The sequence below is a fragment of the Rhodococcus sp. NCIMB 12038 genome, assembly GCF_002165735.1.
In the GTDB taxonomy this organism is placed as follows: domain Bacteria; phylum Actinomycetota; class Actinomycetes; order Mycobacteriales; family Mycobacteriaceae; genus Rhodococcus_F.
On the sequence record NZ_NHML01000023.1, the window covers coordinates 72,130 to 86,959 of the forward strand.

Consider the following 14,830-nt stretch of genomic DNA (forward strand, 5'->3'; position numbering starts at 1 on the left):
CATGCAACTCGAAGGAAAACGCATCATCGTGACCGGAGCAGCACAGGGCATGGGCGCCACATGCGTGCGCGCCTACGTCCGAGAAGGCGCAACCGTGGCCGCTATCGACGTAAAAGACGAACTCGGTCGGCAAACCGCATCCGAAGCGACCTCGACAGGTCCGGGGACCGCCTCATACCTCCACGCCGACGTTTCCGACCGCGCGCAGGTGAACGCCGCGTTCGACGAAGCAGTCCATCTCCTTGGCGGACTCGACGTCTTGGTCAACGTGGCGGGTGTGCAACGAGCGCGGCCCGCAGAAACCTTCACCGACGAAGACCTCGACTTCCTACTCGGTATCAACCTTCGCGGAACCGTTTTTACCAACCAGGCAGCATTCTCCTCGATGCGCGACAGCCGATCCGGAACGATACTGAATTTCGGATCCGACGCCGGCCTCACGGCGATGCCGGGACTGGCAGCATACTCCGCGACAAAGGGCGCGGTCATGGCCTGGACACGCACCATCGCAGCAGAGTGGGGACCACTCGGAATCCGCGCGAATTCAGTGATTCCGGCGATCCAAACGCCGATGACCACCTCAGGCGCTTCCGAACGAGACAACATCTATTCCAGCGTTCCTCTCGGCGGGAAACTCGGTGACCCTGAACTGGACTTCGCCCCCGTCATGGTTTTCCTGGCCGGTGACGGAGCACGTTTCATCACCGGCCAAGCGCTCGCTGTCAACGGTGGACTCGGCATGGTCCGATAAGCATCGACCGTCCGACCCGCCGTTGCGGCGCATGGGCACCCCCGACCCCGCTACTTCAGGTAGTGGCGAAAGGCTTTGGCAGCTCCGGCGACTGCCTGGTCGATCGCGAATTGGAATTCCTCGTCGAGCAGGGCTCGTCCGTTGAGTCCGTCGGAGATCCCGCGTTCCTGGGTCACGTTCGCCACGGTGCGTCGGTGGGTGAAGGTGTCGAAGCCGTTTCTGCCGTGGTAGGCCCCGGAGCCTGAGTTGCCGAGCCCGCCGAACGGGGCGCCCGGCAGGAAGGCGTGGTAGATGCCGTCGTTGCGAGTGACTCCGCCGCTGTTCGTGTGGTCGAGGAAAGTGCGAAACTCCTCCGTGTCCTCCCCGTACCAGTAGGACCCCAGCGGGGTGGGCCGTTCCTGCAGGTAGTCGACGACTTCTTGGATGGTGTCGTAGATATAGATGGGGAGAATCGGTCCGAAGATCTCCTCGCGGGAGATCGTTGCCGTCTCCGGGACGTCGAGCAGGATCGTCGGTGGAATGCGTCGTGATGCCCGGTCGGGCAGGTTGCCCAGTTCGGTCTCGGGGGCGACGACGATCTTGGTCGCGCCCTTTGCCACCGCGTCCTCGACGAGGCCGACCACGCGGTCGTAATTTCGGTCGTTGACGATCGAGACCACGCCGGGATTGTGGAGGAAGTCGGGGAACAGCGCCTCGAATTCCTGGCGGAGTGCCGCGACGAGGTCGTCCCTGCGTTCCCGAGGAACGAAAACGTAGTCGGGGCACAGACAGATCTGTCCGCTGTTGAGGGCGCGGGTGCCCGCGATGCGGTGCGCCGCGAGTTCCAGATCGGCGTCTCGCGCGACGACGACCGGGTTCTTTCCACCCAGTTCCAGGGTGACGGGAACCAGGTTCTTTGCCGCCGATTGGGCGACGAGGCCACCGACGCCCGGCGATCCGGTGAAGAACAGATGGTCCAGCTCGAGTTCTGCGAACGCCTGGGCGGTGGCGAGATCGCCACTGATCACCGCGAACTCGGTCTCGTCGAGGCTCTCGGAGAAGAGATTCTTGATGAGCTGCCCTGTTCGAGAATGGAATTCGGAGAAGTTCAGCATCACGCGATTGCCTGCGGCGAGAGCGGCCATGGCCGGCTCGAAAGCAAGGATGATCGGGAAGTTCCACGCGCCGATCACGCCGACCACGCCCTTGGGCTTCTGCTGAACGAAGCCGCCGGGAACGTCGGTCGGCTCCATCCACTCCTCGAGCGACGCCAGGGTGGCCTGCACATCGGAGATCCAGGATGTGGCCTCGAACGCTTTCGTCAGCTCCGGTGGCCGAAATCCGTAGTCCAGGCTGAGGGTTTCGGAGATCGCGTCGATGTTGTCGAGGATCGTCACTGCCACCCGGCTGACCCGGTCGCGCCGAACCTCGGCGCTGACGTGCCCTTCTCGAAGGAAGGCGTCGCGCTGGATTCGGAGAATCCGCTCCAACTCTTCCTTCGCGACATGCTGGGTGGGAGCTTCTACGGTCATTTTCGTCTCCATTTCACCGCACGAGCTTCGATGCTCGAACGGATGCACTATGAGTTCGCGTCGTGGTGCGACACACGTGTCGCCGACCGACGTCGATGCCCTCGACTCCGACAGACGTGGTCTGCGCCACATTCGATTTCCGTCACGACAGTATCCCGGCACACCCCGTTTGCGCCAGACTTTCCGGACTTCAGTTCAAAAGATTCCGAACTGCGGTTCAGAAGTTGTACAGTGGGCGCATCCCAACGGTCACCCCCCCGTTCGCCCCCTACGCTTTCGGCGAGCCCTTCCGCGTTACAAGGAGTTTCAGGTATGAAAGCTGTTGTCGTCAACGAGTTCGGCGGTGGATTCCACACCGAGGAGGTGACCATCGACGATCCGATCGGGATGGAGGTCCTGCTCGACGTCAAGGCGTCGGGGCTGTGCCACAGCGACATGAGTGTGGCCAATTACGACCTTGGCTACCCCGTTCCCGCCGTCTTCGGCCACGAGGTCGCCGGTGTGGTAACCAAGATCGGGCCCGACGTGACCGACTTCTCGGTCGGTGACCACGTGGTCGGCTCCCTCATCCAGTACTGCGGTCACTGCACCAATTGTCTGGGCGGCCGCAGCCACCAGTGCCTGCGTCCCGAAGCCACGCTCCGCGCCGCAGGGCAGGCGCCGCGGCTCACTCGCCCCGGGGCAGACGTCACCCAGGGGTTCGGGCTCGGCGGATTCGCACAGCAAGCGCTCGTCCACTCGAACCAACTCGCCAAGATCTCGCCCGAGATGCCCTTCCCCCAAGCTGCACTGCTCGGCTGCGGCGGACTCACCGGCACGGGAGCGGTCCTGAACACTGCCGACGTCCAGGCGGGCGAGAGCGTCGTCATCGTCGGGGCCGGAGGAGTCGGCCTGCACGCCGTCAATGGCGCGGTCATCGCCGGCGCCTCTCCGATCATCGTGATCGACGTCAACGACACCAAGCTCGACAAGGCGAAGCAGTTCGGGGCGACGCACTTGATCAACTCCACCCGGACGGATCCCGTCGCGGCGGTGAAGGAGATCACCGGAACAGGTGCCGACTACGTGTTCGACTTCGTCGGCATCGGGGCCGTGCAGGAGCAGGGAATCGCGATGCTGGCAAAGGGCGGCGGACTGTACGTCGTCGGCGTCACGCCCGGACAGACCATGACCGTCGACGGATACGACCTGCTCCAGGGACAGAAGACGATCACCGGGATCTACATGGGTTCGGGCGTGTTGCAGCGTGACGTCCCCCGGTACGTCGACATGTATCTGTCGGGCAGGATCCAACTCGACGGCCTCGTCTCCAAGGAGATCTCACTGGACGAGGTCGCGGAGGGGTACGCCTCGCTCGCAGATCCGTCGATCACGCGCGTGGTGATCACGAAGTTCTAGAGACAGCCATTCGGTGGGGTGCTCATTCGAGAGCCCGGCCCGCCGGTCGCATCGCCGGCGGGTCGTACTCTGATGGCATGGAGATGGAGTCCGCCGATATGTCGCCGATCCAGATCGTGCGCAAGACTCACGGCGAATCGCGGGACCCCCGCGTGCCTCGGACCCGAGCGAAGATCTTCGAGGCAGTGGAGACCCTCGTCGCACGCAATGAGGAGCCGATCTCGGTCCCCGCGATCGTGCGCGAAGCGGGGATCTCGAAGACGTCGTTCTATTCCCATTTCGCGAGCTTCGACGAACTCGCCCTCCAGATCGTCGAGCGGGCGTACCTGCAACTGGCCGAGATCAACGAAGCTGTGCGCTCCGATTCCACTCTCGAATGGCCCGCGCAGGTGCGCGAATCACATGAGCAGCTCGTCGGCCACTACGTCGAGCACCGCTCCCTCTATGTCGCCGTTCTCGCGCTCCCCCTCTCCCGGAAAGTGCACACGAGAGCGGTCCGCTCGATGGCGGCCGACATCGAACCCGGAATCGTCGACAACCCCCGACGGCCGCCGGGGCTTCGACCCCACCTCGCGGCCAGCATGATCGCGAGCGCAGTGGTCGGGTTCCTCGACGAATGGCTCGAGGACGACTTCGACGCCACCCCTCAGGAACTCGTCGAACACATCATGGAACTACTACCCGCCTGGTACACCGGCCGGGACTGCGAATCTTGCAGCTGACACCACCCGGCGGTTCGGTGAAAGAACTGCATCAGTCAGATGAGGTACCGAAACTCCGGTGTGCCCGGCGCAATGCGCTGCACCTCGAGTGGTGAGGCGTCCAGCCGCGCAAGGATCAACGGCAGAGTGTCGGCCGCGTGCAGTTCGATCCCCACGAGTGCGGCACCGAACTCGCGGTTGTTGCGCTTTATGTACTCGAACATGGTGATGTCGTCGTCGGGACCGAGCACCTGATCGAGGAACCGGCGTAGCGCGCCGGGCTGTTGCGGGAAGTCCACCAGGAAGTAGTGCTTGAGACCTCGGTGCACGAGTGATCGCTCGATGACCTCGTTGTAGCGCGAAACATCGTTGTTGCCACCCGAAATCACGCACACGACAGTCGTTCCCGGTGCGATCGGCAGTCCCGCGAGGGCCGCGACGGACAGCGCGGCGGCCGGCTCGGCGATGATGCCCTCGTTCTGATACAGGTCGAGCATCGCCGTGCACACGGCACCCTCGTCGACCCGAGTCATCGTGATCCGGTCGAGGCGGGATACCACCGCGTACGGGATGTCACCGACGCGCTTGACGGCCGTCCCGTCGACGAACGGATCCACATCCGGCAGCGTCACCGGACCGCCCGCGGCGAGTGCGGCGGCCATCGATGCCGCGCCGGACGGTTCCACCCCGACGATCGACGTGCACGGCGACGTGGTCTGCAGGTAGGCGCCGATTCCGGCAAGGCAACCACCACCGCCCACCGGAACCAGGACCAGGTCCGGCACCGAGGGCAACTGCGCGAGTAGCTCGCGGGCGATGGTGCCCTGCCCCGCCGCGGTACGGGTGTCGTCGAACGGCGCAACCATCGTGGCCCCGGTGCGAGTGACGTCGTCAGCCGCGGCCTCTGCCGCCGCGTCGAACGTGTCACCGACCGCAATGAGCTCGACGAACGCTCCGCCGTGAGCATGGATACGGTCCCGCTTCTGCTTCGGAGTTCGGGTGGGTACGTAGATCCGCCCCGCCACCCCCATTGCCCGGCACGCATACGCCACGCCCTGGGCATGGTTGCCCGCACTCGCTGTGACGACGCCTGCCTCCCGTTCGCGAGGGGAAAGCTGTGCCATGACGTTGTATGCACCGCGCAGCTTGTACGAACGGACGCGGGTGAGATCCTCACGTTTGAGGTAGACGTCGGCACCGGTGAGATCCGACAGACGCTCGCAGTATTCGAGCGGCGTCGGCGGCACGACCGTCGAGATCCGCTCCGCCGCCCCGTCGACGTCGGCCACACAGAGCGCGGGCAGATGCGCCGGAACCATTGCCGGGACCGTCTCGGAACTCACGGCTGCGGTCGCGGTTCTCGTGGCAGCCCGAGGACCTGTTCACCGATCATGTTGTGGACTACCTCGTCGGTGCCCGCCATGATGTGCATGCCCGGCTCTCCGAGGACGAACTGGTTCCACGCGAACGTGCCCCATTCGCCGGTGTCGGCAGCGAGCCGTGGACCGAGCAGATCGGTGACGAAGCGCGATGCCATACGCAGGTTGTTCGACAGTGTCAGCTTCGCGAGTAGTGGAGACGCCGTCGGGTTGTCCCCTGCCCGGCGCCGTGCGGTGGTGACGTGCTGGAGATGCTTCGCCGCCCGGAACGCCGTGACTACCTCTGCCAATCGCTGCCGGACGATGGGGTCGTTCTCCAGGCCGAGGGACCGGACCAGCGCGACCAGACGCTCCCCGTTGGCCACACCGGCACCGCCCCGCCCCATCCCCACACCGATCGCGGTGCGTTCGATCTTCAACGTTTCCTGCGCCACCTCCCACCCCTGTCCGCGGGCGCCGATTCGGTGGGAATCGGGGACGCGGACACCGGTGAGGAACACCTCGTTGAAGGAGGAGCCCCCGGTGATCTGCCGCAACGGCCGCACTTCGACGCCGGGTTGCCGCATGTCCACCAGGAACGCGGTCAGACCTTTGCGCCCGGGCACCTGGGATTCGGTGCGGCACAGCGCGAGCCCGATATCGGCGTAGTGGGCGTCCGACGTCCAGACCTTCTGGCCGTCGACGATCCAGGTGTCGCCGTCCTGTACGGCCTTCGTCGTGAGGCTCGCGAGGTCGGAGCCGGCACCGGGTTCGCTGAACAACTCGCATCCGATGACGTCGCCGCGAAACAGGCCTCGGACGTGTTGCCGGGCGATCTCCGGATCCGCGTAGCGGAGCAAGATCGGCGTCAGCACCCGGTCGAGCTTGAAGAATGCCTGTGAGGGAGTGTCGAACTGCACCTCGAGCGCCGCGAAACGGCGCTGGGATGCGGCGTCCAGCCCCGCGCCTCCGTGCTCGACGGGTCCGTCGAGCCAGCCCAAACCGGCATCGAAGCGCGTGCGGCGGTAGGTGCGCGCGACGTCGAGTTCGGCACGCTCGACGTCGGGATCGGGGTCGTCCCAGATCGCTACCGCACCGTCATCCCCCTCGCCCCACACGAGTGCACCCTGCGTGCGACTGCGTCGGCGGCGATCGGCCAGAAACGACAAGGCTCTGTTCTCGAGTCCGTCGTCCGAGACGACGACACGTTCATCGTCGACCTTCATTGCACCCTCCGGGATTCGGGAGGCGACGTCGAGGCGTCGCTGCGTGTTGTGCGGTCCAGTAGAGAGGCGGCGACGACTTCGTGGTGCCTGCGCGGGTCTCCGAAGAGCGCGCGGGTGGAGATCGCCCGCCGGAAGTACAAGTGCGCCGGGTGTTCCCACGTGAATCCGATTCCGCCGTGGATCTGGATGCTGTCGGCGGAGGCGCGGTCGAATGCCGCCGACGCGAGCGTCTTGGCAATCGACGCGGCCGGCTCGGCGTCGGCCGAGTTAACCGTCAGGCAGGATGCAGCGTAATATACTGCCGCACGCGCTGATTCGATTTCGAGATACATGTCGACACACTTGTGCTTGATCGCCTGATACGAACCGATTGCCCGGCCGAACTGGGTGCGGGTCCCGGCATAGGCCACCGCGGTGTCGAGGCAGTACTGCGCTCCCCCGACCTGTTCGGCCGCCAGCAGCACGGCCGCACGGGTGAGGACGGCCTCGACCGTCGGCGCCGCGGCACCGAGCACTCCGACCGCGGCCGCCGGAACGTCGTGGAAGTCGGGCCGGGCCTGGCTCCGGGTGCCGTCGAGAGTCGCCATCGGCGAGCGGACGAGGCCGGGTAGCGGACCTTCGGCGGCGAACACCGACGGACCCTCGTCGGTGTCGGCGACCACGAGAACGAGATCGGCCGAGGCACCGTCGAGGACGTGGTGAACGGTGCCGTCCAGCCGCCAACCGTCCCCGTTCCGTGTCGCCCGCACCTGTGGTTTCCGCGCGGGGTCCCAATGACCGTCGGCGCCGGTGTAACCGAGCGTGCCGGTGATCTGCCCCGCCGCGAGGGCCGGAACCAGACGCTCACGCGCTGACGCGTCGCCCGCCTGCATCAGCGTGCCGATCGCGAGTGCCGTCGTGGCCAGGAGCGGCGACGGCAGGAGCGACTTGCCGAGTTCCTCCATCGCGACCGCGAGGAATTCGTAGCCCGCCCCGGCGCCGCCCAGTTCCTCGGGGACGGTCAGTCCGGCCAATCCGAGTTGTTCGGCCATGATCTGCCAGGTTCGCGAATCGAGTGGTGTATTCGTCTCGGCGAGCGTGCGCACCGCCGCCTCGCCGGCGTGGCGCTCACGGAATGCCGCGACGACGTCGCGCAGTTCGGCGAGTTCGCTGGGCCAGGTGTAGTCCGCAGTCGTGGTGGTCATCGGAGCACCGTCTATGCCGGCTCGGTGACGGTGGATGTCGTGACCACGCTCTTGTCGAGCAGTGCGCGGATTTCGTCGTGGGTGAAGCCGGCCTCCCCCAGGATCTCGACCGAGTGCTCACCGAGAAGCGGTGCGTAGCCCCGGGGCTGGGCGGGCGTTCCGTGGAGCCGGAACGGTGTGTTGGGGACCGGGTACCGGCCGTGGACGGGGTGCTCGAGTTCGGTGATGGAATGGTTGTGCACCACCTGCGGTTCGGTGAAGACGTCCTCGAGCCGGTGAACGGGTCCGCACGGCACCGCGACCTGGTCGAGGCGTTCGAGCCAGCTCGCGGCGGTGTGCTCCGCGAAGATCGGGATGAGAATGTCGTTGAGCGCCCCACGGTTCGCGACGCGGTCTGCATTGGTGACGAAGCGCGGGTCGTCGGCCAGTTCGGGGCGGTCGATGACCTTGGTCAAGCGCAGCCAGAACCGGTCGTTGAGGCACGCGACGATGAAATCCTTGCCGTCGCCGCCCTGGTAGGGCTGGTACGGAGCGATCTGCGGATGACCTCCCCCCTGCGGTCGCACAGGGACCTTCGTGCGGTCGTAGTGCGTCAGGATGTTGGCGAGCATCGCGATCTGGCCGTCCAGCAGATTCACGCTGACCTTCTGGCCGTGACCGTTGAGATCGCGGGCACGCAGCGCGGAGACGATCGAGAATCCGAGCAGGAAGGAGCCGACGAAGTCGGCCATCGGGACACCGGCCTTGATCGGGGGGCCGTCGGTCTCACCGGTCAGGCCCATGATCCCGCCGATGGCCTGTCCCAACAGGTCCATGCCGGGTTGGTGGGCACGAGGCCCGTCCTCGCCGAACGCGGTCAGCTGGCAATACACCAGCTGGTCGTTGAGCTTGCCCATCGACTCGTAATCGATCCCGAGGCGGGTGACGGCATCCGGCCGGAATCCGACGATCATGACGTCTGCGTCGGCGACCAGACGCCGCAGCACATCCATCCCCTCGGACTCGTGCAGGTCGAGTGTCAGTGACCGTTTGCTGCGGTTGACTCCGTAGAAGTAGGCGCTGTCGCCGACGCCGAACAGATTGTCGATGTATCGGAAGCTCTCCCCCGTCGGGGGCTCGATCTTGATCACATCGGCGCCCAGGTCACCGAGCAGAGACGCTGCATACGGGCCTGCGCCGACCTGCGAAAGGTCGACGACACGAACGCCCGACAGGGGAAGGCGATCACCGGGCATCTGGAGGTTGTCATCGTGCGGCATGTGAAGTCCTTCGATCCGTGGGGAGCGGGTGCGCTGCGGAGCATCGCGAGAAGTTCCGGTCCCTCAGTGGTAGGGCCATTGATTCAATTCAGGTACAACTGGAGCAGAAAGCAGCGATGGGGTTTCGAGATTGTCCCGTGACTGATGTCCTGGCCGGACGAGCTCGTTTCGGCGTGGCTACCGCACGTCCCACGACGCGAGCACGCTGCGGGAATCGTGGTCGCCGGGAGTGCACGGTGGTGGGACGGCGGCCGCGGGCGTTCGCGAAAACCGCGGCGCGGGAGCGGGCTGGCGGATCCCGGCGACGTCGACATAGGTTCCGCGCTCGCGGAGGTGATCGTCGTCGAGGGATTCGGTGAGAGACAGAACGGGCTCGACGCAGGCGTCGGTGCCCTGGAACAGGGTTGTCCATTCGTCTCGGGTACGAGTCCGGAACCGTGCCGCGATGCGGTCGCGGAGTTCGGGCCACGCCGACCTGTCGCGCCGAGAAGGCAGTTCCTCATCCGGCGCGAGAATTTCGACGAAGGCGTCGTAGAACTTCGGTTCGATCGCACCGACAGTCATGTGCTTGCCGTCGGCGGTCTCGTAGACCGAATAGAACGGGGTACCGCCGTCCATCAGGTTGGACTGCCGCCGGTCCGTCCACCGGCCGGCGTCGAGCATCCCGTACAGCAGTGTGCCCATATGCGCGGCGCCGTCGACGATCGCGCCGTCGACGACCTGTCCCCGGCCGCTGCGTCTGGCCTCGTGCACGGCCGCGAGAATGCCGATCACGAGATACAGTGCACCACCGCCGAAGTCGCCGACGAGAGCGAGCGGGATCTGAGGGCGTTCCTCACCGCCGATGGCGTGGAGGAGCCCGGTCCCCGCGAGGTATCCGACATCGTGGCCGGCGGTCGCTGCCTTCGGGCCCTCCTGGCCCCAGCCGGTCATCCGGGCATAGACGAGCCGCGGATTGACGGCGTGCAGATCGTCGGGGCCGATGCCGAGCCGCTCGGCGGCACCGGGACGCGAGGATTCGATCACCACATCGACACGGCCCGCGAGTTCCTTCACGGTCGCACGATCGGCGTCGTCCTTCACATCCAGGCAGATCGACCGTTTCCCGCGGTGGAGGATCTGGGACCCGTCCCGCGGCGGGCGATCGCGCGCTGCCGGTCGCTCGATGCGTACGACGTCGGCGCCGAGATCGGCGAGAGTCATTGCCGCGAACGGCGCCGGTCCCATACCCCCGAGCTCGAGAACTCGGAGGCCGGCGAGGGGACCGGTCGACCCGGCGGTTGGGGGAGGGGTCGTCATGGGGAGCGCCGATCTATTGGGTGGGTTGTCAGTTGTCGATCTCGATGAGGTCGGTGGCACCGCGTTCGAGCCACATCGCTTCGACGTTGCGGCGGATCACCTTCCCGGACGCGCTGGTGGGAAGCATGTCGTTGCGCAGCCACCAGCGGGTGGGAATTTGGAAGCGGCCGAGCGTTTTCGCTGCGTGTGCGCGGAGGTCGCCGGTGCTGACCGGGATGCCGCGGCGGATGGTCACGGCGGCGGCGACCTGTTCGCCGAGTTCCTCGTGCGGCAGTGCCACCACGATCGCCTCGGCGACCGCGGGGTGGGTGGTCAGGGCCGCGGCCACGTGGGCGCAGGAGATGTTTTCCCCGCCCCGGATGATGATGTCTTTCGACCGGCCGCTCAGGTAGAGGTAGTTGTCGGCGTCGAGGCGGCCGAGGTCGCCGGTGTGCAGCCACCCGTCCGGGTCGACGAGGGAGTCCAGTTCGGGGTCGACGTACCCGCTCATCAGGCCGGGGCAGTGGACCAGGATTTCGCCGTTGCCGTCGGCGTCGGGGCTGGCGATCGTCACCTCGATCGGCGGGAGCAGCTTCCCGACGCAGCCCGGGCGTTCGGAGATCTCGCGGGAGGTGCCCATCGCGAGGAGGCCACCGGCCTCGGTCAGCCCGTACATCGACCCGGCCCCGCCGCCCTTGAGGTGGGGGAACCGTTCCTGAACGGTGCGCCGGAAGGCGGGGGTGGACGCGGACCCGCCGAGGGGGATCGACCGGACACTGGAGGTGTCCGCGGCGGCGAAGTTGTCGTGTTCCATGACGCGGGTGACCATGGCGGGCACGGCACCCCAGGTCGTGACCTGCTCGCGTTCGATGAGGCGCAGGACTTCCGCGGGATCGAACCGGCCGTCCTGGTACACCATGCGTGCCCCGGTGACCAGCGCGGCGGTCATCACCTGCACGCCGGCGAGGTGGAACAGTGGCACGGTCACCAGGTTGACGCTGCCGGCGCCGTGGCGGTCGAGTTCGCCGGGCAGGCGGTGGGTGGCCAGCAGCAGGTTGTGGATGTTGCCGACGACCGAGCGCTGGGACAGCAGCACACCCTTGGCCGCCCCGGTGCTGCCGGAGGTGAACAGCACCAGCGCGGGGTCGTCCTCGGCGACGTCGGGCAGCGGCAGGTCAGGTGCAGTGTCGCCGTGCAGCAACTCACCGAGCTCGGCGACGCCGACTCCGGTGATGCCGGCGGGAACACGGTCCGCGGTGTCCTCGTCGTGGACGATCACCACCGGGCGGACGGTGTCGAGGGCCCCGTGCAGTTCCGCCGCGCTCCACCAGGCGTTGCACAGGTCCACCACGGCGCCGAGGCAGTGCGCGGCCCAGAACGCCATCGTGCATTCGGCGTGGTTGCGGGCGAACAGGGCGACGTGATCGCCCGCGCCGACGCCGAGGGTCCGGAAGTGTTCGGCGATCCGGGCCACCGCGCGCTCGTGTTCGGTGAAGCTCAGCCGGCGCTCACCCTGCACGACGTGGGTCCGGTCGCCCCAGTGGCGGGCGTCGAGCAACAGTTGCGCGACGGCGGTGCGCCGGTGGCGGTAGACCCGGCACGGGCGGCCGTGCACGATGTCGTCGGTGGTCTCCCGGCTCCACCGGAAGCCGTCGGCGGCGGGGTCGGTGTGGTCGTCCACTGTGGTCGAGGGTGTGTTCATCAGGTGTGGTCCGTTTCGTGCGGTTGCGCAGGGGGCGGGAGGCTCAGGCGGGAGGTGCGGGCAGCGTGTCGGGGGCGGGTGCCGCGAACTGCGGGGCACGGCGTTCGGCCATGGCGGCGACGCCTTCCTTGAAATCGGGCTGCTGCATGAACTGCTCGATGAGATCTTTCGAATCTTCCACGGCGGTACCGACGTTCGAGTGGAGGAGCTCGGCGTAGATCTGGCGTTTGGCGCCGGTCGCGGAGGCGGGGGACACCTGGATGGCGATGTAGTCGGCGACCTCGTAGACCGTGCCCAGGAAGTGCTCGTCCCGCGGGTGCACGCCGTTGAGGAAACCCATCCGCAGGAGTTCTTCGGAGCGCAGGATGCGTCCGGTGATGAGGATGTCGGCGGCGTTCGCCAATCCGACGATGCGGGGCAGCAGCCAGGCCAGGCCGTACTCGGCGGGCAGTCCCAGGCGTGGGGTCGCGGTGGTGAACTTGGCGCCCTCCACCGCGTAGCGGAGGTCGCAGTACCCGGCCAGGGCGACCGCGATACCGGCGCACGGTCCGTTGATGGCGGCGATCAGCGGGACGCGCAGGCCCCACATCCACACCAGGTCGTGGTCGAACTCGGGGTTGACCCCGTGGCCGGGGCGGGCGAAGTCGGGCTTGTTGACGGTGTCGGAATACTTTTCGTCGGTCTCGGTGTAGAAGTCGAGTGCCTTGGTGTCGGCGCCGACGCAGAACTGGTCGCCGCCGCCGGTGAGGACCACGACCCGAACGGTGGGATCGGCGTCGAGGGTGGCCATCGTCCAGCGCAGTTCCGCATTCATGCGGGAGGTCCAGGAGTTGCCGCGGCCGGGGCGGTCGAGCCACACCGTGGCGACGCCGTTGTCGCGGATTTCGTAGCGGGTGACCTTCAGGTCCATGGTAATTCCCTCTCGTGGGTGGAAGTGGTCGATTCGGGGCCCTGGTGTGAGCGAGCTCGGCCACGGCGGCGTCGCGACGTCGAATGTGCTCGGCAGGGCTACCTCCGATTTAATCGGTTGAGTCATTGAAAGCGCCGAATCACTACCGGCGCGCTACGTTGATCACCTTGATCTGGGTGTACTCGAGCAACCCGAGGACACCGAGTTCGGTACCGATGCCGGACTGCTTGGCGCCGGCGATGGGTACGTCCGGCGTCCGATCGCTGTGCTTGTTCACCCACACGGTTCCCGCCGAGATTTTGTGAGCGATCGCGGTGGCGGCGTCGATGTCCGTCGACCAGACCGACGCGGCCAAGCCGAACTCGCTGTCGTTGGCGCGGGCCACGACGTCGTCGATGTCGGTGTAGGGCATCACCGGGACCACGGGGCCGAATTGTTCCTCGACGACCAGGCGTGACGACTCGTCGATATCCCGGACGATCGTCGGTCGCACGAAATAGCCGGGACCGTCGACGACTCCTCCGCCGGGCATGACCTTTCCGGCGGACTCCGCGTCCGCGAGGATTTCCTTGATGCGGTCGAACTGGGCCTGGTTCTGGACCGGTCCGAACTGTGTTCCCGGTTCCATGCCGTTGCCGACGACCGCGTTCGCCGCACGGGCAGCAAGTGCGTCGCAGAATCGGTCGTAGAGATCCGCGTGCACGTAGATTCGCTTGATCGCGCGACAGATCTGCCCACTGTTGCCGAAGGCGGCGTTGAAGACCTTCTCGGCGACCTCGTCGACGTCGGCATCCGGCAGGACGATCGCCGGGTCGTTGCCGCCGAGCTCGAGGGTCACCCGGGTCAGGCACTCCGCCGCCGCAGCCATCACCTTCTTGCCCGTTTCCGTCGAACCGGTCAGGCTGACCTTCTGCAGTCCCGGATGCGCCGAGAGGTGCGGGCCGAGCTCGGGGACACCCGAGACGATGTTCACCACACCTGCGGGGACGATGTCTGCGATGAGCCTACCGAGGTGGAGGGTGGCCGCGGGGGTCGTCGGGGCGGGTTTCACGACCATCGTGTTGCCGGCCAGCAGCGCGGCGGGGAGCTTGAACGCCAGGAGGAGCAGGGGGAAATTCCACGGCACGATGATGCCGATCACGCCCACCGGAACGCGGTGGATCTCGACCCGGCGCAGCTCGCTGTCGTCGATCACTTCCGGTTCGAGGGCGAGGCCGGCGAAGTAGCGGATGTACTCGACCGCTGTGTCGACCTCCCCGAACGCGGCGGCGAGAGGTTTTCCCTGTTCGCGGACGAGGATGCCGGCGAGTTCCTGACGGTGCTGCGCGATGGTGTCGGCGATCTGCGACACGATCCGCCGCCGCTCGTCGACCGGGGTAGCTGCCCAGCTCGGGTGTGCGGCTCCGGCCGCGGCAACGGCCCGGTCCAGCTGCTCGGGCGAGGCGGCAGGGACCGTGCTGAAGGTCTGCTCGGTGGCCGGGTCGATGACCGGAAGCTCCGTGGAGCCCGGCACGAGAACGCCGTCGATCAGCAGTGCGAAGTCGTTCATCAA

General features: G+C 66.7%; 12 protein-coding genes. 3 read left to right on the forward strand and 9 right to left on the reverse strand.

Annotated features, from left to right (window positions below; genetic code table 11):
- Position 1: 1 nt before the first annotated feature.
- Entirely contained in the window at positions 2-751 is a 750-nt protein-coding gene (locus CA951_RS30040; RefSeq protein ID WP_087560318.1) for an SDR family NAD(P)-dependent oxidoreductase, read from the forward strand.
- 50 nt (positions 752-801) lie between these two features.
- Here the strand turns inward: CA951_RS30040 and CA951_RS30045 are convergent, their stop codons facing one another.
- Positions 802-2,262 (reverse strand): aldehyde dehydrogenase family protein, encoded by a 1,461-nt coding sequence (locus tag CA951_RS30045; RefSeq protein ID WP_179220363.1) that lies wholly within the window; start codon positions 2,260-2,262, stop codon positions 802-804.
- Between the two features lie 312 nt (positions 2,263-2,574).
- Between CA951_RS30045 and CA951_RS30050 the strand changes: the two genes are divergently transcribed.
- Positions 2,575-3,660, forward strand: a complete 1,086-nt coding sequence (locus tag CA951_RS30050) for a zinc-binding dehydrogenase (RefSeq protein WP_087560320.1) — start codon at positions 2,575-2,577, stop codon at positions 3,658-3,660.
- Positions 3,661-3,737: 77 nt separating this feature from the next.
- Positions 3,738-4,382, forward strand: coding sequence for a TetR/AcrR family transcriptional regulator (locus tag CA951_RS30055; RefSeq protein WP_087560321.1), 645 nt, complete (start codon positions 3,738-3,740; stop codon positions 4,380-4,382).
- Between the two features lie 35 nt (positions 4,383-4,417).
- On the opposite strand, the gene ilvA is transcribed toward CA951_RS30055, so the two are convergent.
- The 8 genes from ilvA to CA951_RS30095 form a co-directional block, all read right to left on the reverse strand.
- Entirely contained in the window at positions 4,418-5,680 is a 1,263-nt protein-coding gene (gene ilvA / locus CA951_RS30060; RefSeq protein WP_087560393.1) for a threonine ammonia-lyase IlvA, read from the reverse strand.
- A gap of 20 nt (positions 5,681-5,700) precedes the next feature.
- A complete protein-coding gene (locus tag CA951_RS30065; protein ID WP_087560322.1) occupies positions 5,701-6,945 on the reverse strand; it encodes an acyl-CoA dehydrogenase family protein in 1,245 nt (414 codons plus the stop codon).
- Positions 6,942-8,129, reverse strand: coding sequence for an acyl-CoA dehydrogenase family protein (locus tag CA951_RS30070; RefSeq protein ID WP_087560323.1), 1,188 nt, complete (start codon positions 8,127-8,129; stop codon positions 6,942-6,944). Before CA951_RS30070 ends, CA951_RS30065 begins: the two co-directional genes overlap by 4 nt.
- Before the next feature lie 11 nt (positions 8,130-8,140).
- The gene (locus tag CA951_RS30075; protein WP_087560324.1) at positions 8,141-9,388 is read right to left on the reverse strand and encodes a CaiB/BaiF CoA-transferase family protein; all 1,248 of its coding nucleotides are present in this window, start codon (positions 9,386-9,388) and stop codon (positions 8,141-8,143) included.
- A 177-nt stretch (positions 9,389-9,565) separates the two neighbouring features.
- The gene (locus CA951_RS30080) at positions 9,566-10,687 is read right to left on the reverse strand and encodes a CaiB/BaiF CoA-transferase family protein (RefSeq protein ID WP_087560325.1); all 1,122 of its coding nucleotides are present in this window, start codon (positions 10,685-10,687) and stop codon (positions 9,566-9,568) included.
- Positions 10,688-10,715: 28 nt separating this feature from the next.
- Complete coding sequence (locus CA951_RS30085) at positions 10,716-12,368, reverse strand: class I adenylate-forming enzyme family protein (protein ID WP_087560326.1); 1,653 nt, start codon at positions 12,366-12,368, stop codon at positions 10,716-10,718.
- A gap of 43 nt (positions 12,369-12,411) precedes the next feature.
- Entirely contained in the window at positions 12,412-13,278 is an 867-nt protein-coding gene (locus CA951_RS30090; RefSeq protein WP_087560327.1) for an enoyl-CoA hydratase-related protein, read from the reverse strand.
- Positions 13,279-13,420: 142 nt separating this feature from the next.
- Positions 13,421-14,827 (reverse strand): aldehyde dehydrogenase family protein, encoded by a 1,407-nt coding sequence (locus CA951_RS30095; RefSeq protein WP_087560328.1) that lies wholly within the window; start codon positions 14,825-14,827, stop codon positions 13,421-13,423.
- Positions 14,828-14,830 lie beyond the last annotated feature (3 nt).

Coding starts and splice junctions, on each gene's coding strand:
- CA951_RS30070 (WP_087560323.1), bottom strand. CDS start 8,129: ATGACCACCACGACTGCGGACTACACCTGGCCCAGCGAACTCGCCGAA.
- CA951_RS30050 (WP_087560320.1), top strand. CDS start 2,575: ATGAAAGCTGTTGTCGTCAACGAGTTCGGCGGTGGATTCCACACCGAG.
- CA951_RS30095 (WP_087560328.1), bottom strand. CDS start 14,827: ATGAACGACTTCGCACTGCTGATCGACGGCGTTCTCGTGCCGGGCTCC.
- CA951_RS30090 (WP_087560327.1), bottom strand. CDS start 13,278: ATGGACCTGAAGGTCACCCGCTACGAAATCCGCGACAACGGCGTCGCC.
- CA951_RS30045 (WP_179220363.1), bottom strand. CDS start 2,262: ATGACCGTAGAAGCTCCCACCCAGCATGTCGCGAAGGAAGAGTTGGAG.
- CA951_RS30075 (WP_087560324.1), bottom strand. CDS start 9,388: ATGCCGCACGATGACAACCTCCAGATGCCCGGTGATCGCCTTCCCCTG.
- CA951_RS30085 (WP_087560326.1), bottom strand. CDS start 12,368: ATGAACACACCCTCGACCACAGTGGACGACCACACCGACCCCGCCGCC.
- CA951_RS30055 (WP_087560321.1), top strand. CDS start 3,738: ATGGAGATGGAGTCCGCCGATATGTCGCCGATCCAGATCGTGCGCAAG.
- CA951_RS30080 (WP_087560325.1), bottom strand. CDS start 10,687: ATGACGACCCCTCCCCCAACCGCCGGGTCGACCGGTCCCCTCGCCGGC.
- ilvA (WP_087560393.1), bottom strand. CDS start 5,680: ATGGTTCCGGCGCATCTGCCCGCGCTCTGTGTGGCCGACGTCGACGGG.
- CA951_RS30065 (WP_087560322.1), bottom strand. CDS start 6,945: ATGAAGGTCGACGATGAACGTGTCGTCGTCTCGGACGACGGACTCGAG.
- CA951_RS30040 (WP_087560318.1), top strand. CDS start 2: ATGCAACTCGAAGGAAAACGCATCATCGTGACCGGAGCAGCACAGGGC.